Source organism: Haloglomus irregulare (genome assembly GCF_007421925.1).
GTDB lineage: Archaea > Halobacteriota > Halobacteria > Halobacteriales > Haloarculaceae > Haloglomus > Haloglomus irregulare.
Genome location: NZ_QMDX01000003.1, coordinates 131,570 through 156,082 on the forward strand (window position 1 = coordinate 131,570; position 24,513 = coordinate 156,082).

20 protein-coding genes and 1 pseudogene are annotated in these 24,513 nt (G+C 67.7%); 13 read left to right on the top strand and 8 right to left on the bottom strand.

Going from position 1 to position 24,513, the window contains the following annotated elements; all coding sequences use genetic code 11:
• Positions 1-66: 66 nt before the first annotated feature.
• Both DP107_RS06750 and DP107_RS06755 read left to right on the top strand, forming a co-directional pair.
• On the top strand, positions 67-216 hold the full coding sequence (locus tag DP107_RS06750; protein ID WP_144261394.1) for a rubrerythrin-like domain-containing protein: 150 nt from the start codon (positions 67-69) through the stop codon (positions 214-216).
• A 102-nt stretch (positions 217-318) separates the two neighbouring features.
• Positions 319-1,032, top strand: a complete 714-nt coding sequence (locus tag DP107_RS06755; protein ID WP_144261395.1) for an HAD family hydrolase — start codon at positions 319-321, stop codon at positions 1,030-1,032.
• Between the two features lie 105 nt (positions 1,033-1,137).
• Here the strand turns inward: DP107_RS06755 and DP107_RS06760 are convergent, their stop codons facing one another.
• Positions 1,138-2,151, bottom strand: a complete 1,014-nt coding sequence (locus DP107_RS06760) for an AAA family ATPase (protein WP_144261396.1) — start codon at positions 2,149-2,151, stop codon at positions 1,138-1,140.
• Positions 2,152-2,317: 166 nt separating this feature from the next.
• On the opposite strand from DP107_RS06760, the gene DP107_RS06765 reads away from it, so the two are divergent.
• A complete protein-coding gene (locus tag DP107_RS06765) occupies positions 2,318-2,923 on the top strand; it encodes a DUF7504 family protein (RefSeq protein ID WP_449405191.1) in 606 nt (201 codons plus the stop codon).
• A 102-nt stretch (positions 2,924-3,025) separates the two neighbouring features.
• Positions 3,026-3,316, top strand: coding sequence for a hypothetical protein (locus tag DP107_RS06770; protein ID WP_144261398.1), 291 nt, complete (start codon positions 3,026-3,028; stop codon positions 3,314-3,316).
• A 19-nt stretch (positions 3,317-3,335) separates the two neighbouring features.
• On the opposite strand, the gene DP107_RS06775 is transcribed toward DP107_RS06770, so the two are convergent.
• Positions 3,336-4,151: a DUF7089 family protein gene (locus tag DP107_RS06775; RefSeq protein WP_144261399.1), complete on the bottom strand. Its 816-nt coding sequence runs from the start codon at positions 4,149-4,151 to the stop codon at positions 3,336-3,338.
• 286 nt (positions 4,152-4,437) lie between these two features.
• Between DP107_RS06775 and DP107_RS06780 the strand changes: the two genes are divergently transcribed.
• Positions 4,438-4,854: a RidA family protein gene (locus DP107_RS06780; RefSeq protein WP_144261400.1), complete on the top strand. Its 417-nt coding sequence runs from the start codon at positions 4,438-4,440 to the stop codon at positions 4,852-4,854.
• A 93-nt stretch (positions 4,855-4,947) separates the two neighbouring features.
• Here DP107_RS06780 and DP107_RS06785 read toward each other — a convergent pair whose 3' ends face one another.
• The 4 genes from DP107_RS06785 to DP107_RS06800 all read right to left on the bottom strand — a co-directional run bounded on the left by DP107_RS06785 (position 4,948) and on the right by DP107_RS06800 (position 8,650).
• Positions 4,948-6,378: an MATE family efflux transporter gene (locus tag DP107_RS06785; RefSeq protein WP_144261609.1), complete on the bottom strand. Its 1,431-nt coding sequence runs from the start codon at positions 6,376-6,378 to the stop codon at positions 4,948-4,950.
• Positions 6,379-6,630: 252 nt separating this feature from the next.
• Positions 6,631-7,521 (bottom strand): Zn-ribbon domain-containing protein, encoded by an 891-nt coding sequence (locus DP107_RS06790; RefSeq protein ID WP_144261401.1) that lies wholly within the window; start codon positions 7,519-7,521, stop codon positions 6,631-6,633.
• Between the two features lie 87 nt (positions 7,522-7,608).
• Complete coding sequence (locus tag DP107_RS06795) at positions 7,609-8,016, bottom strand: DUF2073 domain-containing protein (RefSeq protein ID WP_144261402.1); 408 nt, start codon at positions 8,014-8,016, stop codon at positions 7,609-7,611.
• 4 nt (positions 8,017-8,020) lie between these two features.
• The gene (locus DP107_RS06800; RefSeq protein ID WP_144261403.1) at positions 8,021-8,650 is read right to left on the bottom strand and encodes an Era-like GTP-binding protein; all 630 of its coding nucleotides are present in this window, start codon (positions 8,648-8,650) and stop codon (positions 8,021-8,023) included.
• Between the two features lie 952 nt (positions 8,651-9,602).
• On the opposite strand from DP107_RS06800, the gene DP107_RS06805 reads away from it, so the two are divergent.
• Entirely contained in the window at positions 9,603-11,462 is a 1,860-nt protein-coding gene (locus DP107_RS06805; protein WP_238330799.1) for a Cdc6/Cdc18 family protein, read from the top strand.
• 149 nt (positions 11,463-11,611) lie between these two features.
• Here DP107_RS06805 and DP107_RS06810 read toward each other — a convergent pair whose 3' ends face one another.
• Entirely contained in the window at positions 11,612-12,526 is a 915-nt protein-coding gene (locus DP107_RS06810; protein ID WP_144261404.1) for a S24/S26 family peptidase, read from the bottom strand.
• A 155-nt stretch (positions 12,527-12,681) separates the two neighbouring features.
• On the opposite strand from DP107_RS06810, the pseudogene DP107_RS21240 reads away from it, so the two are divergent.
• From DP107_RS21240 to DP107_RS06825, 3 genes and pseudogenes are all read left to right on the top strand, one after another.
• Positions 12,682-13,741 (top strand): annotated as a pseudogene (locus DP107_RS21240) (RNA-guided endonuclease InsQ/TnpB family protein).
• Positions 13,742-13,866: 125 nt separating this feature from the next.
• Positions 13,867-15,633 (top strand): DNA-directed DNA polymerase II small subunit, encoded by a 1,767-nt coding sequence (locus tag DP107_RS06820; RefSeq protein ID WP_238330801.1) that lies wholly within the window; start codon positions 13,867-13,869, stop codon positions 15,631-15,633.
• A gap of 344 nt (positions 15,634-15,977) precedes the next feature.
• Positions 15,978-17,303 carry a homing endonuclease associated repeat-containing protein gene (locus DP107_RS06825; RefSeq protein WP_185977207.1) on the top strand — a complete coding sequence of 442 codons (1,326 nt, stop codon included), beginning with the start codon at positions 15,978-15,980 and terminating at the stop codon, positions 17,301-17,303.
• 390 nt (positions 17,304-17,693) lie between these two features.
• Here DP107_RS06825 and DP107_RS06830 read toward each other — a convergent pair whose 3' ends face one another.
• The gene (locus tag DP107_RS06830; RefSeq protein WP_144261407.1) at positions 17,694-18,116 is read right to left on the bottom strand and encodes a hypothetical protein; all 423 of its coding nucleotides are present in this window, start codon (positions 18,114-18,116) and stop codon (positions 17,694-17,696) included.
• A gap of 145 nt (positions 18,117-18,261) precedes the next feature.
• Here DP107_RS06830 and DP107_RS06835 point away from each other — a divergent pair, with 145 nt between their 5' ends.
• From DP107_RS06835 to DP107_RS06850, 4 genes are all read left to right on the top strand, one after another.
• Complete coding sequence (locus DP107_RS06835) at positions 18,262-20,004, top strand: excinuclease ABC subunit C (RefSeq protein WP_144261408.1); 1,743 nt, start codon at positions 18,262-18,264, stop codon at positions 20,002-20,004.
• A 52-nt stretch (positions 20,005-20,056) separates the two neighbouring features.
• Complete coding sequence (locus tag DP107_RS06840) at positions 20,057-21,310, top strand: SPFH domain-containing protein (protein ID WP_144261409.1); 1,254 nt, start codon at positions 20,057-20,059, stop codon at positions 21,308-21,310.
• 333 nt (positions 21,311-21,643) lie between these two features.
• Positions 21,644-23,188 carry a sodium:solute symporter family protein gene (locus tag DP107_RS06845; RefSeq protein WP_144261410.1) on the top strand — a complete coding sequence of 515 codons (1,545 nt, stop codon included), beginning with the start codon at positions 21,644-21,646 and terminating at the stop codon, positions 23,186-23,188.
• Between the two features lie 156 nt (positions 23,189-23,344).
• Positions 23,345-24,370, top strand: coding sequence for a phosphate signaling complex PhoU family protein (locus DP107_RS06850; RefSeq protein ID WP_144261611.1), 1,026 nt, complete (start codon positions 23,345-23,347; stop codon positions 24,368-24,370).
• Positions 24,371-24,513 lie beyond the last annotated feature (143 nt).

The window sequence follows — 24,513 nt, forward strand, 5'->3', positions numbered from 1 at the left end:
ACCGTTAGTCCACCGGCAGACCGCCCGGGACCAGATTCACAAGGCTCGAATCGTAATCACACAACGATGCTGTCAACCGACCCGGCGTTGGACGACGACCGTCTGCAGGAGTACGAGTGCCCCCGGTGTGGTCTGCGCGTCGAGGCCGGGGGGTCGGTCTGCTGTGCGGACTGCGAGACGGAGATGCAGAACCTCGGCAAACCGCGCCACTGGTGACGGCGGCCGTGACGGTGGTGCTGGGGGTAGCCGAACTCCCGCTCGACGGCTGTTGGCCGTCGAATCCGGTCGCTTTTGCATCGCGCGGCGGTACCCCGTCGTGTGCGTAACCGCTACGCCCTCCTCGCCTTCGAGACCCTCGCGAGCCGCCGCGGCGCGACGGCCGCGGGGGAGCACGGCCCCCCGGACGACGGCTGGGCCGGGGCGCTGTGTGACGCCCTCGTGGCCAGCGATACCGGTCGGTCCGCGACGCCCGAGGCGGTCCGGCCGGGTCTGGATCTCCCCTGGCACGACCCCGACCGGATGCATCCCGACTGGCCGGACTGGTGGCGCCACCACGAGTCGGCCTTCGCGGACGCGCTCGCCGCCGTCGACGTGCCCCGACGGCAGGCAGACGCCATCGCCCGCGAGGTCCGGGCGGCGTATCTCGACCCCGACGCGTGGGCCGCCATCGACGGCGCCCCGGCCGCGCTGGACCGGCTCGAGGCTGCCGGCTGGCGGCCCGTCGTCTACCTGAACGGCCCACCGGAGGTCGACCGGCTCCTCGGAGTGGTGGGCCTCGATGGCCGCGTGACCCGGGCGTTCACCTCCGCGGCGACCGGCTACGAACTCCCGCACGCCCGGGCCTTCGAGACCGTCGAGGACGCGCTGGGCGACGGCCGGTTCTGGTTCGCCGGGCGCGACCCCGCCGCCATCGGAGGCGCACTGGACGTCGGCATCCCCGGCGTGCTGGTCGCAGGGGAGGAGGCGGTTCCGTCCGGCGGTCGGTCGGTCCCCGACCTCGGCGGGCTGGCGGAGTTGCTCGACGGGCGGTGAGCACCGTGTCTCCGGAACGAACCGGTTCGGTCCGTGGAGGTGCGCTTCTGTGACGTACGTCGGCCCTTCGACGGAAACGCTCGGAGTAATCGGTGAACGTGGGAGTCACGAGGACGCCGTCTCGCGGCCGAGTTCCGCGAGTAGATGCGAGAGGTGGACGCGGTCCGACGAGCCCTCGACGAGGTCCATATCCACCTCGCCGGCCAGCTCGTGCAGTCGCGCGACGTCCCAGTTGCGGTTGCTCTCGCGGGCGACCCGGAGCAGGTCCGCGAGCAGTTCGTCGCCGGAGAGCCCCTCGTCCTCCAGCAGGTCGTCGAGCGTGGAGCGGGCGGTGCTGAAGTCGCCGGAGGAGGCGGCCGCCAGCATCTCCTCCAGCTGGGCGTCGACGCCCACCTCGCCGAGGGCCTCGTAGGCGGCCGCCATGGTCACCGCGTCGGCGTCGGTGGCGACCAGCTGGGCGCCGAGAACCGCCCGACGGAGGTCACCGTCGCCGTAGCTGGCGACGAAGTCCAGCCCCTCGGCGTCGTACTCCACGTCCTCGGCGTCGAGAATCGAGCGGAGGACCGTCGCCGTCTCGTCGTGTGTCGGGGCCCGCATCGGGACCGGGAAACACCGCGACTCGATGGGCGGGATGAGCTTCGAGGGCTGCCGGGTCGCGATGACGAACTGCGTGGTCCGGGCGTACTGCTCCATCACGCGGCGCAGCGCCTGCTGGAAGTCCTCGCGGATGGCCTCGGCGTTGTCCAGCAGCACGGTCTTGTACTCGCCGGAGACGGGCTGGTGGGCCGCGGACTCCTTGAGGACGTGGTTGATCATGTCGCGCTTGCTCATCCGGGAGCGACCCTGGAGGAAGGGCGCGAACCGCGGGTCGTTCTTGATCTCGGTCTTCGTGCGGCCGAAGAAGTCCGCGACGTTGATCTCGACGAGGTCGTTATCCGGGTCCGTATGCGCCGCGCGGGCCAGCGCTCGGGCGGCGGCGGTCTTGCCGACCCCCTCCGGGCCGTGGAGGACGAGGTTGATGGGCTCCTCGACGGCCTCGGTGAGGTAGTCACGGACGCCGGGCTGGGGCAGGTCCGCGAGCTCCGGGGCGTGGGTTTCCGTCCAGAGCGGGGCGTCCATCGTGCGCCCGTAGGCGAGTCGGGCGTATCAATCCACCCGTTCGCGGGACGCGCGGGGACGGAGTTTTTACACCGGACCACCCAACAGGGAGCCAGATGACCGGGGCGCCGACCCGTACCGGTTCGACGGGCTCCCGCTGGAGCCGATTCCCGCCGGGCGGAACGTCATCGTCGCGGGGCCGCCACACGTCGGCGCACAGGCGCTGACGCTGCGGATGGTGGTCGGGTCGCTGGCCGACGACGAGGGCGCCATCGTCGTGACCACCGACGACGACGGGGACGCCGTTCTCGAGGACTGCGAGGACGTCGGCGCCACGCCACGGGAGGGCCGCATCGGGCTCGTCGACTGCGTCGGGAACGACCGGAGCGAGGCGACACGGCGGACGGCCCGCATCCAGACCGTCTCCGGCCCCGACGACCTGACCGGTATCGGGATGCGCTACTCGAAGCTGTGTGCCGACTTCGACGCCGACGGCGTCGACCGGCTCCGGCTGGCCGTCGCCTCGGTGTCGACGCTGCTCTCGTTCGGGGACGTCCGGCGGACCGCGCGGTTCGTCCACACGCTGGCCGGGCGGAACGCCTCCATCGACGGGTTCGGGGCGTTCCTGCTGGACCCGGAGACACAGGACGAGCGGACGGTCCGCACCATCTCGCACTTCTGCGACGGGCGCATCCAGGTCCGCGAGGGGCAGAACGGGGACCGGCCCGAACTCCGCGTCCGTGGCGTTCCGGGCCCCCGGGAGTGGACCCCGTTCGACCCCCGGAGGGATTGAACGCGGCGGGGCGCCCGCTCCGGTGGACGAGCGAGTGGACGCCGGCCGACGGTTCCACCGGAAACGGGGGGGTTGAAGACCGCCGAGTGCCCAGCCCGTCGCATGGGCGACACCGGGACCGGCGGTGACGGCGGGGACGGCCAGGTTCGGACGTGGCTGGTCAAGCGCTCCTACGACAGCCGGAACCTCATCACGCTGGTGTACGCGACGCCGGACGGCGAGCGCGCGGTGACCAGGGAACTCTCCTCGGCGGTGCTGGACCGGACACCGGTCACCGCCGCGCGGGACGTGGACCCGGACGACCTCGCGACCGTCGCCGCCGACGACCGCGAGCGCTACCGGGCCGAGGCCGAGCGCGTCCGGGAGAATAACGACCCCGGCGACGAGATCTGAGTCGGGAGGGCGGTCCGTCCTACCCCGTCCCCTCGTCCGCCAGCGCCTCGAACGTCCTCTCTGCCCACTGGACGGCGAACGCGGCACCGTTGCGCTCGTAGGCGCCGGTATCGAGCGCCGCGAAGGGGTCCGGCAGGTCGCGGCCGTGTTTGAGGGCCGCACAGGCCAGCTCCGCGGCCGCCGCGAACCCCGTCTCGCCGCGGGCGACCTCGCCGGCGAGGTCATCGAGGCGGGGCTGGAGCCGCTCGCCGGCGTCGACCCACGCCGCGTGGAGGTCCGGACAGTGTGGGTGCTCGTCCGAGCCCCCGACGCCCCACGCCTCGAAGACCGGTCGGGTCAACCGACCGACGTAGGCGTCGTACAGCGCGGCCCCGAGCTGGTAGGTATCGGCGGGCGACAGCGGCGTGGCGGCCGCCAGGTCGGGATACCCCTCGCCGAAGAACGCGAGGAAGGATTCGGCCGGCGCGAGGTCGGCCTGGACGAGCGCCTCGGCGACGAGGAAGTCGACGAACGAGGCCGGGGAGCCCTCCAGGCGCGGCTTGACGATGACCGTCGGCGGCGTCGTCTGCCGGGTCCATACCACGCCGCCGTCGCCCGGGAGGCCGACGGTGAGCTCGTCGCCCGCCGTCCGACGGAGGACCTCCGGGACGTCCGCCGGGAGCCACGACTCGGGCGCCGAGAACGGCTCCAGCCCGTCGGCGAGGAGCCCGAGCTGCTCGGCGACCGCCGGCTCCAGCGTCTCGAAGTCCTGTCCGCCGTCGAGCACGACAGCGTCGGGTGTATGGGCTCGACGGACCGCCGCCACCTCGTCCGGGAGATCACGTGGTTCGAACACGTCAGATACCGACGACCGTCAGGTAAATGATAGCTACGACGGCCAGGAACGCCGAGGCGCCGATCGTGCTCAGGACTATCTTCGTCGCGTCGCTCATTGGTGGAGATGTGGTCGGACCCGATTTAAACGCTTTCAGTTCGCACTCAGCGGGGCGATACGCTCGGTCCGCCCTGTCGCCGAGTATGGATGGGCCGTTCTCCACGGGAAACGGAGGGGTGCAGCCCGTCGGGGGGCGATACGGGGCTCCGGCCGAGGGTTGAGGACGGTCGAGCCGCACGGGAAGCATATGACCCGGAGACGCGTCTCGTCGGGCACGGAGTGGGAGGCGACCGTCGGCTACTCGCGGGCCGTTCGCGCGGACGGACGGGTCCACATCGCCGGGACGACCGCGACCGACGCGGACGGTGACCCGGTCGCGCCGGGCGACGCGTACGCACAGACCCGTCACGCGCTGGGGCTGGTGGCCGAGGCGCTGGCGGATGCGGGCGCGGACATCGAGGACGTCGTCCGGACCCGGCTGTTCGTGACGGACGTCGACGACTGGGAGGCCATCGGTCGGACACACGGCGAGACGTTCGGCGACGTGCGCCCCGCCGCGACGATGGTGGAGGTGTCGGCCCTCGTCCACCCCGACCTCGTGGTGGAGATCGAGGCCGAGGCGGTGGTCGAGGGGGAGCGGCGGGCGGAGGGTCGGGACGCCTGACACGGAGTGTTCCGGGGTTGTTCCGACCGTTCGTCGGTTATGGCCGGGTTTCGGGCCCTGGAACGCACGCTTGTTCGAAATCCGCCGCGTCCGTCAATCACCGCCGACGCCGACGTTCGCGCTCCGGGCGACGGCCTTCCATCGGCCGGTGGCAAAGCGGGTGGCGTTGACCGCGGCTTTGGCGTAGAAGTCGACGAGGACGGCGGCGTAGATGGCGAGCGCGCCGAGCCCCTGCCCGGGAGCGGCCGAGAACGGGCCGAGCGTGACCGCGTAGCCGACCGGGAGCGCGAGGAAGGCGATGGGGAGCCGGAGGAGATAGGTCCCGAGGACGGTGCCGTAGAGCGGCCACCGGGTGTCGCCGGCCCCCCGGAGCGCGCCGCGGGTGGTGCGTGAGACGGCGAACCCCGCGACCCCGAGCGCGAACACGCGGACGAACTCCGCCGTGAGGGCGACCTCCTCGGTCCCGAAGCGCGTCGCGATGGGCGCGGCGAACGCGGCGATGACGACCGCGACGAGCAGTTGCGTGGCGAGCGCGACCCGGACCGTCGCCCAGCCGTCGCGGCTGGCCGTCTCCTCGTCGCCGCTGCCGACTGCCTGCCCCACGAGCGTGCTCGCGGCGGTCGCGTACCCCCAGGCCGGCATCAGCGCGAAGAGAACCACCCGTCGGCCGACCGCGAAGGCGGCGACGTACGGCGTGCCGAGGACGCCGAGCACGAACAGGAACGGGAACCGGCCGACGGTCCGGGCGAGCCGGGTCCCGGCGAGCGGCGAGGCGACGCGGACGATCTCGGCGGCGAGCCCGAGGTCGAACTGTGGGCCGCCGACGCGGAGCCGGATGGGCCATCGCCCCGAGAGGAAGACGCCGGCGAAGACGAGCGCACCCGCGGTGTTGGCGACCACCGTCGCGACCGCGGCGCCGACCACCCCCAGGGCCGGCGCCGGGCCGAGCCCGAACACCAGCACCGCGTTCAACGCGACGTTCGTCGGGAGCGTCAGCAGCCGGACGTACATCGGGGTCCGCGTGTCGCCGACCCCAGCGAGCGCGCGGGCGGCCGTCATCGACCAGAACCGGGGGGCCATCGACAGCATCACGAGCTTGAGATACGCCGCCCCGAGGCGGGCGGTCTCCGGGTCCAGCGTGAGCAGGTCGAGCAGCGGCCGGGCGTACGCCCACGAGACGACGGTCAGGGGGAGCGCGATGGCGAGCGCGAGCCAGAGCGACTGCTTCACCGCGAGGTCGGCGCGGGCGGGTTCGCCGGCGCCCGTCAGCCGGGAGACGACGCTGATGGTCCCCGAGGTGAGCCCGAGCGAGAGACCGAAGGCGATGAAGTAGTACTGGAAGCCGAGTTCGAGCGCCGCGATGCCGACCGCGCCGGTCGCGAGGCCAACGAAGACGAAATCGGAGACCCGAAGCGCGACCCGGAGCCCACCGGTGATCATCACCGGCAGCGCGAGGCCGAAGGCCCGGTCTCCACGGTCGCGGTCGACGACGCCCAGACGGGCGAGCAGCGCCGGGAACCGCATCGCCGCGGCGCGGAGCCGGCGGCCGACCCCCTCAAGCAGCGTGCCGACCCGGGCCGCGACGCTCCCGAGCACGAGCACGGCGACCAGCGCCACTGGTCGAGGGTCACGCGACGGCACTGGATGAGCTTCGACCCGTACCCCCCTCGGTCTTCGGGTTCGTGGCCGAGCCGCGAGGTCAGGGGTTCAGGGGTGGGCGGGTGCGGGGGATGGGGACGGTCGTCGAAGCGCGTCGGGATGGGGGGGCGTTCAGGTTCAGGCGTCGCCCGGCTGGTCGCCGAGCCACTGCTCGGGAACCTGGATGACGTAGCGACCGTTCTCCTGGAGGGCGATGATGTACTCCTCGCGGTCGTACAGCTCCATCAGGTTCAGCTCGTACTGGCCCGGTTCGAGGATCTTGATCGACTCGAACTGGTCGTTCAGCTGCTCGCGGAGCTCCGAGATGTCGGGCTGGTCCTCGTCGGGGGTGCTCGCGACGCGCCCCTCGCCCGGGGCCTCGGAGGCCGGCGCGTTCGGCGCGCCCGACGCGTCCGAACCCGAACTACTCCCCGCAGCGGGGGCCGGACCGTCCGGCGCGGACCCGTCGAGCGGACCGCCATTGTCCGTCCCCGTCGCGTCGGAGCCGCCGCCCGTCTCCATCCCGGCGGTGTCGGGCGCACGCGCGGCCTCCCGGGCGTCGGCGTCAATGATGCCGTCCTCGTCGGTCGGGAGGTCCTCGCCCCCGTCGTCGCGCTCACTGGGCCAAGGGGTGTTCGGGTCGGGGCCGGTGTCGCCCGCGTTCGAACCGGTGTCGGTCGCCGGCCCCGTGGTCGAGGCGGACGCGGTGCCGGCGTCATCACCGGTCGAGGGGGCGTCGGACCGGCCGGGCGTCCCCGGGGGGGATTCCGGTGGGCCGGACGCCGAATCGGGCGTTACGGGGTCGTCGGTCGAGACGAAGTCCCGGACCCTGGTGGCGGCACGACCGACCGTGTTGGCGGTGCCGGACCCCTCCGGGTCCGGCGGCTCGGCGTCCGGCGGCTCCGACGGGACGTCCGTTCCTTCGGGGTGGAACTGGAAGGTGTTCCCGCCACAGCCAGGACAGCCGCTCAGCATCTCCTTCGAGCCGTCGTCGAAGACGCGCCCACAGTTGGTACACTGGTGTGGCATCGGTGTGGCGTGTGGTGGTGTCGTGGTCGGTCGTGGCGGTTTCTGGGGCCGTGCTCGGCGTCGGGCCGAGGTCGGGCCGGTCCGGAGCTATCGGCGGCGGATGAGCGTCCGGATGAGGTTCTCGTCCTTGTGCAGCGTCTCGATGCGGTTCGCCGGGCCGATGACGGTGAGCTTCGACTGCTCCCCCCTGCCGAGGACCCGCCCCAGCAGCCCGGACTCGTTCCGGGTGCCGCCGGGGTAGGTCTCGATCTCGATGCCGGTGAACCCGTCACCGTCGGGCTGGATCTCACCCATCGTCACCTCGATGAGCTTCGACTCCTCGTCGGGGTCGAGCCCGCGTTCGAGGATGACGATGTTGCCGTCCCTGACCCCGTCCAGGATGAGGTGGATCTTCTCCATCGTCCGGAGCCCCTCCATCCGCTCGGTGCTGATGAGGTCGATCTGGACGCCGTCGAGGGGTGCGTTCCCGTCGTCGCCGGTTGTCAGTTCTGCCATCCTATCACCCGAAGTACTCCGCGATCTTGTCGTAGACCTCGTCCATGTTGTCACCCTCAAGGGCCGACAGCGGGACGGTCTCGTGCTGGGGGAACGCGTTCCGGATCCGCTGGACGGAGGCGTCCTCCAGGTCGATCTTGTTCGCGAATATCAGCACGGGCAGGTCCTGGCTCTCGATGATGCCGATCAGCATCGTGTTGACCTGCGTGAACGGGTCCGTCGTGGCGTCCAGCACGTAGATGACGCCGTCGACGTCCTCTCGAAGCCAGTGCATGGCCTCGGCGACGCCCTCGGTCGCCTCCCGCGACCGCCGGATGGCGTCGTCCTCCGCCATATCGTGCTCCAGGAACTCCGTGTAGTCGACCTTCGTGGTCACGCCGGGCGTGTCCACGATGTCGATGTTGACGGAGCTACCGTTGCGCTTGATCTCGACGTTCTCCTTCCGACGCGCCCGTCGCGTCTCGTGCGGTACATGACTCTCCGGACCGACCGCGTCCCCCGTCCAATCACGGGCGATGCGGTTGGCGAGGGTGGTCTTCCCCGCGTTGGGGGGACCGTAGATCCCGATTCGCCTCGGCTCGCTGGCCGCGAAGAGCTTCGAAATGCTCGATCTGATGCTTGTGAGCAGACCCATCCTATCCTCCCGCACCCTGGCCTCAATGGACCAAGGCGCTCTGACGGTACCCCCGAACCGTACCCACTTAACTCTGCGTCAGACACATATATACAATCGGACAGTTGAGTGTCCCTATCGGCCGTATCGGGGCCGAATACGGCCGTCCGACGTATGTCATCCGAAAACAGTTGTTCGAGTCTGATATGTTACCGGCGGCGAGGGGCCACTGGAACCCGTGTCGTTCGGGAGGAGGTATTCGGGAGGGGCCCCGACGGGAGTGCTCTGACTACGAGGTCGGAGGGGCAGGTGGGAGCCGCTCAGCGGGCACGGGCGGTCCGGCAGGGGCGAGGACCTCATCGGAGCGGGGGTTCCGAAGCACCCCCCAACCCCTTCGTTTCGGGTGGAGCAGAGAGCAGGCGGGTGTCAGAGGTAGGACGCGGTGGTCGGCCGATGCGTAATGGTGGGTCGAGAGGCGTCCGGAGAGTATCTAGACCTATCTAGCGCGGTTTGGTCGGGAGTGGTCCCTCCAAACCGCTTCCTGCTAGTCGTTCGGGTATCGTTGAATGGGTGTTTTCATAAAGATTTCCATACACAGTACGCAGCTCTACCACCCCCCACCCCTGCTATTGCGTGCTCCACTCGAAACGAAGGGGTTGGGGGGTTCCGTCCACCGCCCCCACCACTACGACCACCGACCGTCCCGCCGGCCACGCCTCCCACTCGGGGCGGCTCACCGCAACGCTTAAGATATTCACAACCACCCGTTCTCCTGCATCAACTGGAACCCCGCCATATCTCGTCCGCACGGTTCCGGGCCGCTGACGGGCCTCAGTGGTTCGGACGTCGGTGCGCGGGGGTGACTTCCACCCGAAACCGGGGGCGATATCGGCCACCGGTCTCGGGCGAGGAAACGGAGGGGACGCTGTACGCCGGACCAGATGCTGGACCACGGTACACGCAAGGACTCAGTATGACAAACACAGACGACCATTCCGAACACGCGGGTGAGCGGGCCGAGAGCGACGACCACGACGACGAGGGAACGGGCGACGGTTCCTCTCAGGAGGACGCCCCCGACGGGCCGGGGACGGTCCCGGAGGAGGGACGCGCCGTCGCAACCGAGACCGAGGATGCGGCGGTGTCCGAACCGCCGGCCGATCCTCCGTCCGGCGCGAAAACGGCCGCCGAGCCGTCGGACACGTCGGTCGGTTCGACCGGCACCGACCCGACCACGGTCGACGGTGGCCACCGGGCGGCCGGGGAACCGAGTGCCGACGGAACGAATGCCGATGCCGACACCGACGCCGGGGGTGCCGACGCCGACCCTGGCGTCATCCCCGACCCCAGTCCGGAGGGCAGTGACGAGTCGCTCGGGGAGATCGACCTCGACCTCGACGAGGTCGTCCTCGACGACGAGGGGGGGGACCCGGACGAGGCCTCACGCGGACTGTTCGACGACCTCCTCTCGGGCGAGCCCATCTTCGAGAACAAGGAGGTGCTCCGTCCCTCGTACACGCCCCACCGGCTCCCACATCGCGAGGAGCAGATCAACAACATGGCGACCATCCTCGTCACGGCGCTCCGCGGGGACACGCCCTCGAACATCCTCATCTACGGGAAGACTGGAACGGGAAAAACCGCGAGCGCGAAGTTCGTGAGCGAGGAACTCGAATCGACGAGCCGGAAGTACGAGGTCCCCTGCGAGGTCGAGTATATCAACTGCGAGGTGACGGACACGCAGTACCGCGTCCTGGCCCAGCTCGCCAACAAGTTCATCGAGAAGAACGAGGAGGTCGTCGCCGACCGACTCGACGAACTCGGCGACCTCGCGGAGCGCATCGGGAGCGGTTCCGGCGCCGACGGCCCGGTCGCCGACACGGAGTTCGCGGACAGGGAGGCCCTGGAGGAGCGCATCGCCGAGCTCGAGGTGGACCAGGAGTCGTTCGAGCCCGTCCCGATGACCGGGTGGCCGACCGACCGCGTCTACTCGGCCTTCTTCGACGCCGTCGACTACCACGAGCGCGTGGTCGTCATCATGCTGGACGAGATCGACAAGCTGGTCGAGAAGTCCGGCGACGATACGCTGTACAACCTCTCGCGCATGAACTCCGAGCTGGAGAACTCCCGCATCTCCATCATGGGCATCTCGAACGACCTGAAGTTCACCGACTTCCTCGACCCCCGCGTCAAGTCGAGTCTCGGCGAGGAGGAGATCGTCTTCCCGCCGTACGACGCCACACAGCTCCGGGACATCCTCCAGCAGCGGGCGGACGTGGCGTTCAAACCCGACTCCCTGACCGAGGACGTCATCCCGCTCTGTGCGGCGTTCGCCGCCCAGGAGCACGGTGACGCCCGGCGCGCGCTCGACCTGCTCCGGACGGCGGGCGAGCTCGCCGAACGCGACCGCACGGAGATGGTCAACGAGGGGCACGTCCGCCAGGCCCAGGAGAAGATCGAGCTCGACCGCGTCGTCGAGGTGGTCCGGACCCTCCCCACCCAGTCCAAACTCGTCCTCTACGCCACCACCCTCCTGGAGAAGAACGGGGTCCACAACATCAACACCGGCGAGGTGTTCAACATCTACAAGCGCCTCTGCCAGGAGATCGACGCCGACGTCCTCACCCAGCGCCGCGTCACGGACCTCATCTCCGAACTCGACATGCTGGGCATCGTCAACGCGGTCGTCGTCTCGAAGGGCCGCTACGGCCGCACGAAGGAGATCTCGCTCTCGGTCCCCATCGAGGAGACCGAGGCCGTGCTCCTCTCGGATTCGCGCATCGGCGAGGTCGAGGACACACAACCGCTGGTCCAGACGCGGTTCGACAACTGAACCGATCGCCGGCCTCGGCTCTTCGAGGGAGTCGCAGCATATTGACGGAGAAACAGCGATAGAACTCAGAGAGTCGCTGTTAGTTATCCCATCGAGCGTCTGTCGGTGAATATGGTATTTTTGAAGGAAGCAGAGCCGGTATCCGGAGTCTACGGTGCGGCGGCTGTCGCGTTCCCCGTCGTGTCCGTTGGCACCGTCGCCACCTCGGCGCCGGCACTCACGGCGCCCGGTTCGACGGCACTCTGCCCGGCCAGGAGGCGGATGTTGCCGAGCCACGGGATGCGGAACTCGGCCGTCCCGATGACCCAGGACGGTTCGACGGGCCCGGAGAGCCCCGAGACCTGGTCGTAACGGGCGTTGTTGTCGCCCTTGGTGACGAAGCCGGACCTCGGGGCGGGGCAGGCCCGCAACTCCCCACAGCTGCTGGCGCCTCCCAGATGGTCGGGGTCGGCCTTCCCGTTGGCGACCCAGTTCTCGCTCTCGTTCACCCAGAAATGCGCGCGATGGATGATGGGGGTGGTCCGCTCGTTCCCGTTCGGTTGGTAGACGATGACGTCCCCGGGGAGTTCGAACTTCCGATAGCCAGCCTGCTGGCCGGTCCGGTAGGTGACGACCCCGGTTTCGGCGTAGGCGGCGTCGGGCGCGAACCGGCCCTCCTCCATGACGAAGACGAGGTCCCCCTGCTGCATGTTGGGGTTCATCGACCCGGACTCGACGGCGACCATGGGCGGCCAGAGGCCGCTGACGCCGAACAGTACCAGCCCGACCAGCACCACGAGCCCGACGCTGGAGACGACCTCGCGGACGAAGACGACGGCCTCCCTGTCGGTCCGGAGGCACCAGCGCACCCACTCGGCGGCCGTCTCGGGCCCCGAGTCGCCTCCGAGTTCCGTGCCGCCCTCCCCGGGTGCGGGGCCCGGCCCGCGGTCGCTCGGCCCCCGGTCGTCCTCGCCGGGCGGGGCGTTCGCCCCTGGTCCATCGGCAGTGGCCGACCGGTCGGCCGTGCCGGGGTCATCGACGCCGCTCTCGGGGGCGCCGTCCTCGCCCGCGCCCGGGTCACTCATCGTCCATGGTTCCGCCCGGTGGCGTTTCAATTATGCGGTAGCGCGGAGTCCCCCTCGGCAAGAAGCGACCGGGGGTAGCGAGTAGGGCGGGCAGAAGCGCGTCCCTATCGGCAGTAAACACTCCGTATAGCTACCCATCGCTATGAGTTGAGACCGTGACAGAGGACTACGTCCGTCGGACGGCAATCACTCGCCCCTCGGTGGACGGTGAGCAACGCCAGTTGCTCGAGGAAACGATCTCCGAGTGGAAGTGTGGGTGCCAGATCGCCACGGATACGAGGTGGGGTAAGTGCACCGCGAAAAGCGACGTACACCCCTCGCTTACGACGACGTGCGTGAACGGACCGCCCTCGGGAGTCAGCACGCGATCCTCGCTACTCACCAGGCCGCTCAAGCTATCACTGGCTGTGTCGAACGCCGGTCGAATGATAGGAAGACGAGCAAGCCAACGTCACCGCACCCATCGTGACGTACGATACCCGGACAATGGCGCCGCTCGAGGCCGGTACGGTGTCGCTCTCCACCACGGAGAGCCGTGTCCGATGTGACCTTGCTCTGCCCGACGCCGACGACGGCTCCCAGCGGCAATATCTCGACTCCGACGAGTTGGGTGCCACGGAAAGCACGCTAACCGCCCGTGATGGCGAGTTCTCTCCGGATATCGGCTTCCGCCGACACGAGAACGATAACGGGCAGAACACCGCCGAGGACGGAACGGTCCTCGGGGTTGACCTCGGTCTCGAAAACCTCGCCGTCACCAGCACCGCCTTCTTTCCAGTGGCCGGGAGTTGACCCACGACCGCCGTGCGCTCGAGAAGTACGCGCCGGACTCCACCAGACCGGGACGCGAAGCCCCCACCGGACGCTCGAACAGTCGAGTGGCCGTGAGCTACGATACGTCCGTGAGTAGTCCACCGGGCGTCGGACGCCATCGTCGACGAAGCGCTTCGATACGAGTGTGACGTTATCGCGTTCGAGGACCTGACCCACATCCGCGAACGAACTGACGCGTCCTGGGGGCACAGGTGGGCGTTCCGAACGCTCCACGAGCAACTGGAGTACAAGCCCGAAGCGGTCGGCATTTCGGTGCAGCAGGTCGGGTCGGCGTACACGTCGAAGCGGTGCGTTGAATGCGGATTCACCGCCCACCCGGACGGGTTCGAGGCCGAGTTCACGGACAAGCCCCAGCCCCCACGGGCGAACCCGCCTGGATGAGCGAAGTAGCGTGGGGGAGTCGGCCGTTCTGTTCCCGGCAGTGGTGGTCCGCCTCGCCCTTGATGTGGGACCACACGCCGCCCACGGCCCACAGCGCTTTTGCCCTCCGCCGGCGAGTCCCAGGTGTGCCACTTGAGGAGCCGGTCGCCGTCGCTCGCGCGCTCGCCAGCCGCGGGTTCAACGCCGATCGGGAGGCGGTCACGCTGCTGGCGAACGCTCCGGACCCGGCGGCAGCCATCGACCACGCCGTCGAAGCGGCCCCGCCCGGGAACACCCGGCTCACCGCTGCGGACGTCCGCCCGGCCATCGACGCCACCGCCGGCGCGGCCGCGCGTGGCTCCGGCCCCGCGGGTACGGATCCGTCGACTACCCCCGGAGACACCGACAGTGCCGCCCCCGCCGACACTGCGGACGCCACCGGGGCCACCTCGCCCGCGGACGAGGCCTCGGAGCACACGGCCGGTCCCGGTGGGGCTGCGACGGCCGTGAGCACGACCGGTTCGGATGCCACGGGGAGGGAGGGCCCGGACCCATCGACCGCCCCACCCCCGGACCCCTCCGTTTCGGATGCAACCTCCACAGATAGCCCCGGAAAGGCGGAATCTGACGCGGAAATCCCGGGGAGTGCTCCAGTTGAAACGGAGGGGTCCGGCGGGGGGGAGCGCGACCCATCGCTGCGCTCCGTGGACGTCACCGGCGACATCACCGGGCGGTCGACCGGGACCGGACGGTACCAGGACTTCGTCTCCGTGTTCCGCGACCGTTACGAACGTCTCTCGCGCCATCTGAAGGGCCGGGTCAACCACCGCGCGACCGACACGCTATCGAGCGCGGGCGGCGGCGGGGAGGCCGGCCTCGTCGGGATGGTCGCCGAGATCGACTCCACGAAGAGCGGCCACTGGATGATCGATCTGGAGGACACACGGGGCACCTTCCCCTGCCTGGTGATGAAGGACAAGGAGATCGCCGAGCACGTCGACGAGCTCCTACTCGACGAGGTCATCGCCGTCGAGGGGTCGGTCAGTGACGACGGCTCCATCCTGTTCGTCGACGACCTGCACTTCCCCGACGTTCCCCGGACGTACCGCCCGAACACGGCCGACCGCCCCGTCCAGGCCGCGCTCGTCTCCGACGTCCACGTCGGCAGTCAGGAGTTCCTCGCTGACGCGTGGTCCCGGTTCGCCGACTGGCTCCACACCGAGGCGGCCCACGAGGTCGAGTACCTCTGTATCGCCGGCGACATGGTCGAGGGCGTCGGCGTCTATCCGGACCAGGACGAGGAGCTGGACGTCGTCGACATCTACGACCAGTACGAGGCGTTCGCGGAGTACCTGAAGGAGGTCCCCGGCGATATGGAGATCATCATGATTCCCGGGAACCACGACGCCGTCCGCCTCGCGGAGCCACAGCCGGGGTTCGACGACGAGCTTCGGGAGATCATGAGCGCTCACGACCCCCGCATCGTCGGCAACCCCGCGACCGTGACCATCGAGGGTGTCGACGTCCTCATGTACCACGGCGTCTCGCTGGACGAGGTCATCGCCGAACTCCCCGAGGAGAAGGCCTCCTACGAGGAGCCGCACAAGCCGATGTACCAGCTGCTGAAGAAGCGCCACGTCGCCCCGCAGTTCGGCGGTCACACCCGTATCGCCCCCGAGGAGCAGGACTACCTCGTCATGGACGAGGTGCCCGATGTCTTCCACACCGGTCACGTCCACAAGTTCGGCTACGGGAAGTACCGCAACGTGCTCGCGGTCAACACGGGCTGCTGGCAGGCCCAGACGGCGTTCCAGGAGTCCGTCAACATCGACCCCGACACCGCCTACGCCCCCGTCGTCGACCTCCACCGGCTCGACGAGCCCGACCCGATGACCATCTACGACTTCAACTAGCGAGCTTTTTTATTCTCGGGTTTCCTCGCGGAGCCGCCTGGCGGCAGCTCCGCTGCGGGAACCACTCGAATAAAAAACGTTCAGAAAAAGAGCTGCTGGCTCGCTCAGCCAGAGCAAGCTCTGGCACGGCCCTCGCTCGCTCCGCTCGCGAGGACTCCGCTCGCCAGCGGAGAACCGCGCTTGCTTCGCTCGCGCGGATGCAGGACATTTATTGATATCCGTGTCGAGAATCTGCTGAACTCTAGTTCTGCCGGAATCCTCAGTAGTTGACAGGACCCCCGTGCTGAATATAGAGAGTTAATCTACCGGTACTTCTATGCCAATTTCTGCCCACTATGACACTAATGAGCGATTCGTCGGCCCATAACCGAATATCAACTAGAAAGCTAATTTCTGAATTACAGCGGGTCGCGGAGCTCTGTGAGGGAACACCGACAACAAGAGATATGCTGGAATATGGAGAATATTCGACAACGCCTTACAGCAACCGGTTTGGTTCGTGGACCTGCGCACTTGAAGAAGCCGGAATATCTCCAACCGAGAGCCAGAAGAACCGTTCAGAGCGACATAGACAACTCGACAAAGAGACGATAATAGCGGAACTGCAACGGGTGTTCGAAGAAAACGGGAAGGTCACGAAGGAAGTTGTTGATGAGCACGCCGAGATGTCCTCAACTACCGTACAGAGCTACTTCCCAGGGTTCAACTCCGCACTCAGAGAAGCGAATGTCCCAATTACACACCAAGTTGGGGTCTCAGAAACGTTCGAGTGCAAAGGATGCGGAGACGAGGTAACGCGGGCACCGTGGGAGTTCGAACAACACGAGTTCCAATTCTGCTCGTATGATTGTTTGCAAGAACCCGTCTTCGATGCTACGTGTGATTGGTGTGGGAAAGACACCGAAGTGAGAGTTTCTCATCATAAAAGAGAGGACCGAACATTCTGTTCTGATGACTGTCGTAGTGCGTTCTATAAGAAGAATCCGTCAAACGCTGTCGAGGCTGAATGTGGTTACTGCGGTGAGGCAATAGTGCGAAACGGGGCAGTCGTTGAGCAATCGGAAAATATCTACTGCTCATCCGAGTGTGCGGACCAGGACCGAGTAGTGACGAAGGAAGAGTTGGTTGCAGATCTTCAGAAAACGGCAGACGACCTTGGTCGGACGCCGACGTTAAAAGATATCACGACTCACGCGAATCACGGTATCGACACCTACTATAGACGTTTTGACAACTATACGGATGCGGTGTCTGAAGCCGGGTTGCCGCCAAATAACAGCAGTGAGGAGGTGGAATGTCTCAACTGCGGCAACACGGAACGACGGCCTTCGTCACTGGTTCGGACCAAGACGTTTTGCGATCAAGATTGCTACTTTGAATGGCTTCGGGATGGCGCTGAGAACCCACATGGCACCCCAGATTACGATCCCAATTGGCCGCAACAACGTTCTGCCACGCTTGAACGGGATGGGTATGAATGTCAATCCTGCGGGATGAGTAAGGAGCGGCATATAGATCAGTACGGTACACTGCCACATGTTCATCATATCACAAAGTGGCACAAGTTTGAGGACCCGGAGAAGCGGAATGCCTTGGAGAATCTATTGACATTCTGTGCTTCGTGTCATACGAAGTGGGAACACCTACCTGTAAAGCCAGAAATCGGATAACTCAGCCTCCAGAATTAATCTGCTGACTATGCGCGCTGTATGCAGTACGGTCTCGTCGAACTGTCACCGGTCAAGAGTGTCGGAGGGGTCAAATAATGGAATATTTTTTCCTCTCGATTGCATCGAAAATGAATTATTTGGACTCAAATACCCTGTATAAGTATAGAGGCTGGATTCTTTGATTGCTGAGACGTATGTATATAAGACTATCGCATCCGCGAGCGAAGCGAGCGGTTCACCGCCGTCGAACGAGCGTCCTGCCGGCCGTGAGGCCGGCAGGACCGAGTGAGACGGCGGCATTTTTTCTGAACGTTTTTTGCGGCGAGTGGCTCCCGCAGCGGCGCGCGGAGCGCGCCGCGAGGAAGCCCGAGCCGTCAAAAAAGCTCGCTGCTACTGTTCCACACGCGTCGGCTCGTGGCGGTACCGGACCGTGGGCATGCCGTCGAAGGAGGGGCCCCGACCCTCGTTCCGGAAGCTGGCGGCCTCGACGAGGTCGCGCTTCTCGTCCTCGTTCTCGGCGAGGAACAGTTCGACGGCCATCTCCTCGCCGCGGGCGAAGCGGAGCGGCTCCTCCAGCAGTTGCTCGCAGGCGCCGAGGGTCCCCTCGAACTGGGTGATGTGGACGGCCCCGTTCTGGGCGTCGTAGCTGACGAACCCGAGCACCCGTTCGTCACCGTCGCCGTCCGCCGAGTCGGTGTCGACGGCCACGCGGACCGTCCGGTCGTGGACCAGGTTGCGCATCACATCGGCCGGCTGCCCAGTGAACTCGGCGAGCCGGTCGGCGTCGGCCTCGATGGGGTCCCGCACATCCATATACAGACGGTTGGCGTGCAGGTAGTTAAACCCCCGCACGGGGTCGCAGTGCGGTGATTTCCGGGTCGGGCGTGGACGGCCGTCGCCGGCCCCCGTCCGCTCGCAGCCGACACCCACATGTCCGTCCCGGCCTCACATGGCTGGTATGAACGCGGCTGCGGTCAGGGAGCGGGCCTCGGATCTCCCGACCGGTCCCGGGGTCTACCAGTTCGAGGACGCCGAGGGGACGGTCCTCTACGTCGGCAAGGCGGTCGACCTGCGGGACCGGGTACGGTCGTACGCGGACCCGCGTGGCGAGCGCATCCGGCGGATGGTCGAGCGGGCGACGCGCGTGGACACGGCGGTCACGGAGACGGAGACGCAGGCACTGCTGCTGGAGGCCAACCTCATCAAGCGCCACCAGCCACGCTACAACGTCCGGCTGAAGGACGACAAGTCGTATCCGCTCGTCCAGCTGACCGCCCACCGGTTCCCGCGGGTCGAGGTGACCCGCGACCCGGACCCGGACGCGACGGTCTACGGCCCGTACACGGAGATGGGGCGGGTGGAGACGGTGGTGAAGGCGCTCCGGGAGACGTACGGGCTACGGGGCTGCTCGGACCACAAGTTCGAGGACCGGGCCCGCCCCTGCCTGGACTACGAGATGGGGCTGTGCACAGCCCCCTGCACGGGGGAGATCGACGACCCCGGCTACGCGGCCGACGTCGACGCGGTGGAGCGGTTCTTCGAGGGCGAGACCGGTGTCCTGTCGGACCCGCTCCGGGACGCGATGGAGACGGCAGCGGCCGACCAGGAGTTCGAGCGCGCGGCCAACCTCCGCGACCGGCTGGCGGCGGTCGAGGCGTTCCATTCGGGCGGCGGCGAGGCCGTCCACGCGGGCGACCGCGGGGAGCGGGCCGTCGACGTGCTCGGTGTCGCCATCTCCGGCGGCGACGCGACCGTGGCCCGGCTCCACAGCGCCGACGGGAAGCTGGTCGACCGGGAGCGCCACTCGATGGCCGCGCCCGACGGAGAGGACCGTGTCGCGGCCGTCCTCTCGGCGTTCATCACCCAGTACTACGCCGAGCGCGAGCTCCCGGGCGCCGTGTTGCTGGCCGAGCGACCGGACGACCCCGACGTGGTCGGCTGGCTCGAGAGCGAGGGCGTCGCCGTCCGGGTCCCGGGCGCGGGCCGGGAGGCGACGCTCGTCGACCTCGCGCTGAAGAACGCCCGACGGCGCGACGCCGGCCGTGACGAACTCGTGGCGTTGCGCGACGCGCTCTCCCTGCCCCGCCGCCCCCGCCGCATCGAGGGGTTCGACGTGAGCCACGCCAGCGGGAAGGCCGTCGTCGGGTCGGACGTGACGTTCGTCGACGGCGACGCCGAGAAGAGCGACTACCGGCGCAAACGGCTCCCCGACGAGAACGACGACTACGCCAACATGCGCCGGCTCGTGGCGTGGCGGGCCGAGCGAGCCGTCGAGGGCCGTGACGACCGGCCGGCCCCCGACCTCCTGCTCATCGACGGCGGCGAGGGCCAGCTCGGCGCCGCCCGGGACGCCCTCGCCGAAACCGGCTGGTCGGTACCGGTCGTCGCGCTCGCCAAGCAGGAGGAGCTGGTCGTGACGCCCGACGGCGTCCACCGGTGGGACGACGACGCGGCCCATCTCCACGTCCTCCAGCGAGTCCGCGACGAGGCCCACCGGTTCGCCGTCGCCTACCACCAGCAGGTTCGGGATGAGGTGTCCACGCCGCTGGACGAGGTCGAGGGTGTCGGCCCCGAACTCCGCAAGCGGCTCCTCCGACGGTTCGGCAGCGTCGAGGGGGTTCGTGGGGCCTCCCGGGAGGAGCTCGCGTCGGTCGAGGGGGTCGGAACCGCCACCGCCGAGCGGGTCGACCGGGCGTTGTAAGCTGGCAATCACAGGCCGTGATTTTATGCACGGAGCGACCCAACAGTGTAGTATGTCCTCGCGCTCGCGGTCCTCCTCGGGCTCCGGCGACTCCGGCGGCCTCTTCTACGAGCTCGGCAAGCTGACCAGCGAGCTCTCGGACGGCGACGACGGCGACGATGGCACGCCGGCGGCCGGTGACGAGTCCGCGAGCCTCGACCGTGGGCCCGGCACCGGGCGGCTGGTCTACTACGTCGTCATCGCGGCGGTGCTGTTGGGGCTGTTCTTCGGGCAGCTTGACCTCACGCCGGGGCTCATTATCGGCCTCGTCCTCCTGGGTATCGTCATCGCCGCCGTCTCCTCGTCGGTCCAGATCGTCCAGGCCTACGAGAAGCGCGCGCTCACCGTCTTCGGCGCGAACAAGGGCCTGCTCGACCCGGGCATCCACTTCGTCCCGCCGTTCGTCTCGAAGGTCTACCAGTACGACATGCGGACCGAGGCGCTGGACGTCCCCAGCCAGGAGGCCATCACCCGCGACAACTCGCCCGTGCGCGCGGACGCGGTCGTCTACATCCGCGTGATGGACGCCGAACGCGCGTTCCTGGAAGTCGACGACTACCGGCGCGCCACGCTCAACCTCGCCCAGACCACGCTCCGGGCAGTCATCGGCGACATGGAGCTGGACGAGACGCTGAGCCAGCGCGAGCGCATCAACGACCGCATCCAGGACGAACTCGCCGGCCCGACCGATGAGTGGGGCATCCGGGTCGAGGCCGTCGAGGTCCGCGAGGTCAAACCATCCCGGGCCGTCCAGGACGCGATGGAGCAGCAGACCGCCGCCGAGCGTCGCCGCCGTGCCATGATCCTCGAGGCACAGGGGGAGCGCCGCTCCTCCGTCGAGCGCGCGGAGGGCGAGAAGCAGGCCAGCATCATCCGCGCGGAGGGTTCCAAACAGTCCCAGGTGCTGGAGGCCCAGGGTGACTCCCTCGCCACCGTCCTGCGGGCCCGTGCGGCCGACTCGATGGGCGAGCGCGCGGTCATCGAGCGCGGGATGGAGACGCTCGAGACCATCGGCGAGGGCGACTCCACGAAGTTCATCCTCCCGCAGGAACTCACCTCGCTGCTGGGCCGCTACGGGAAGCACCTCTCCGGCAACGACACCGGTGTCATCGACGTGGACTCGTCGCTGGAGGGTCGCGAGTTCGACGCCGCGGAGCGCGAGATGCTCGGGCTGGACGACATCGAGAACCTCGCAGCGGGGCTCCCCGGTGACGGTGCCAGCACGAACGGTGAGGCGGTTCTGGACGGCAACGGCGCCGACGACTGAGGTCTCCTCCCCTCTTCGGACCACCCCAGCTCGGTAGCAGTCACCCCCGAGGACCGCCGGCGCCATCCTGACCTTATATTCGTTTAGGTGTATCTATGGGGAAGTGTACGGAATAACTGTTCATACACACATGTAAATGTACGATGAGTGGTTGTGTGTAGGAACTTGGGGCCAGATGATAAACAGTACCAACATAATCCTTTTTTAGTATGGTCATTTCTCCAGTTCTGTGCTCGAAATACAGACGAAGGCGTACGCCTCGGGCGAAAAACCATGCGTATCACGAACCGATAGCCGCAATCGCCACGGATTCGTTGACGGGGGTGGTCTCCGGTGAACTTCGTCCTCATCGGGCTGGCCGTCTTCATCGCGGGGATCATGGGGGTTGGGCTGTACGCCTCCAGGCGGATCCAGGGCGACAGCGTCAACTACATTGTCGCCGGTCGTGGACTGATACTGCCGCTGGCAGCCGCGACGCTGATGGCACAGTCGCTCGACGCGAACGCCACGCTCGGGAACACGGACCTCACCGCGAACTTCGGGTTCTGGGCCGGAGCGGCGCTCCCCATCGGGCTCGCGGGGTGTCTGTTCCTGACTGGACTGTTCTTCGCGAAGCCGATGAACAAGATGGGCCTGATGACGCTCCCGGACTTCTTCCGGCGGAAGTACGGCCGTGTCACGGAGGTAATCGCCGCTCTCATCATGGTGCTCTCGTTCTCGCTCCTGCTCGGGGGCAACCTCGTCGCCGGTGGGTTCCTCTTCCAGACGTTCATGGGCACGACGTTCGTCGAAGGGGTTCTCATCATCTCGGCCATCATCTTCGCCTACACGCTCGCGGGCGGGTTGTTCGCCGTCGCGTACACGGACGCCATCCAGGCCGTCGTAGCGCTGGTGGGTTCCATCGCCCTCATCGTCTACGTCGGCGTCAACTACGGCATCACTATCCCCGACGGGATGGGGCCGACGGCGCTGGTCCAGATCAACCCGTTCGATAACTCCGCGGGGTCGTGGATCAACCTCGCGACCATCTTCGCGCTCGCCCTCGGCGACATCGTCGCCATCGACTTCATGGAGCGGGTGTTCGCCGCCGACAGCCCCGAGACCGCACAGAAGGCCTGCTTCGCGGGCTCGGCGGGTACCCTCATCATCGGCATCCCCTTCTCGATCGTCGCGCTGTCGTCGGGGCGCATCCTGAACTCGCTGGGGGTCGAGGCCGGCGACCAGGCCATCCTCTACGTCCTCCTGCAGGAGGCGGTCCCGCCGTGGCTGACCATCCTCGTCCTGGCCGGTATCGTCGCCGCCTCGCTCTCGACCGGCGACGGCGCCATCCTCGGGACCTCCGCTGCGCTGGCCCGGAACGTCCTCGACATCCGTGACCCGGACTCGCCCAGTGAGGGTGTGAGGGCCGACGGCTCCGGCCTCCTCTCGGAGGGATCGGACAAACTGCTGGCTGCGACCCGTGTGATGGCCATTCCGATCACCCTCCTCGGCGCCTTCTTCGCCATACAGGTGAGCGCGACCGGGATGTTGCTGGTGCTCGCGTTCGACGTGACGTTCGCCGGACTCCTCGTTCCGCTGGTGTTCGGCATCTACAAGCCCGATATCGCCACCACTCCCGCGGCGCTCGCGGGGATGATCTCCGGGTCGGCCACCCGACTGTTCTTCTTCGTCACCATCCCGACCACGTACGCGATCCCGAACAACCTGCTCTACTTCGAGAACAATCTCGTCCCGGCGGGCTGGGACGGACTCGTGACGTTCATCGCGCCCGTCGTGGGGCTGGCCGTGTTCCTGAGCGTCGCCTACGCCACCAAGGACGACTACCTCACTCCCACGGTCACGGCCGACACCGGCCAGCCGAGCCCCTCCGATGACTAGAATCTTCTGAACGTCCAACTCTGTTCCGTCAGCACGTTTTATCCCAACCGGTACCGATATATCACGCCGGTTTGTAATGGAGATAGCGACGGGAATGGACGGTCATCTACACGATTCTGACCGGGGTGACGGGCGGTGAGGCGCGACCCCGTGCGAATGAAGCGGAAGGTCCAGCAGCTCGGGTCCTCGACCCTCGCAGTGACCGTCCCCGCGGAGTGGGCCCGGCAACACGACATCGAGAAGGGCGACGAGGTCATCGTCCAGCGCGACGAGAACAGCGGCTCGCTCCTCCTCGTCCCCGAACAGCTCTCGATCGCGGACACGAACGCGAGCATCGACATGGACCGGCTGGACGGCCCGGCGGCGCTGGAACGGGCCGTCGTCAGCCAGTACGTGCTGGGTCGTCAACTCATCCGCATCGAGTCGTCGACCCCGCTCGGGGTCGAACATCACAACGCGGTGATCAGCGCCGAACGGCGCCTCATGGGACTGGGAATCGTCGAGGAGAACGAGAGCCACATCACGGTCCGCTGTTCCGTGGCGCCCGGTGACTTCGACCTCTCGACGCTCCTGGGCCGCATCAGCCGGACGGAGGCGACGATGCGCGCCGACGCCGTCCGGGCGATAGTGGACGGCAGCGCCGACCGTGCCCGCGCCGTCGGTGACCGGTACGAACAGGTCGAGAAACTGTTCTACCTCTTCCTCCGGCTCGTGTTCGCGACGTACCGGAACCCACAGCTCAACCAGCTCGTCGGCCTGAGCACCGGGTTCCCGCTCATCGGCTACCGCTCGGTCGCACAGGACATCGTCCTGATGGCAGACATCGCCCGGGAGATCGCCCGGCTCGTCGACGATGTCGACGGGACGGCCCCCGACGGCGAGACCGCGACGATGCTGACCGACCTCGGCGACTCGCTCGACGGCGCGGTCTCGGCTACCATCGACGCCGTCACGGCCCCGAGCTACGAGGCGACGGAGCAGGCTCGCGAGCGGTTCGACCGCGTCACCGAACGGGTCGACGCACTGAACGACCATCTCGCCGCCGAGCGTCCGGAACCACTCCTCGACATCCAGCGGACAGTGGTGCTGCTTGAGCGGAGCGCCCGGCACGCACGCGACAGTCTCGCCGTTGCGACACACCTCGCCTTCCGTGCCGACCCCGACCTCGTGACGACCGAGTGACCGCCGGTACACCACCCCCGTCCCGTCGCCGGGCCCAGTGGCCGCTACCTGTCGTCCCGACCCCGCATCTCCCCGTCGCCGTCCCCGGGCAGCGGTGGTTCCCGCCCGCGGCCCGCCGACCGGGGGAATCCCTTAGACGTCCT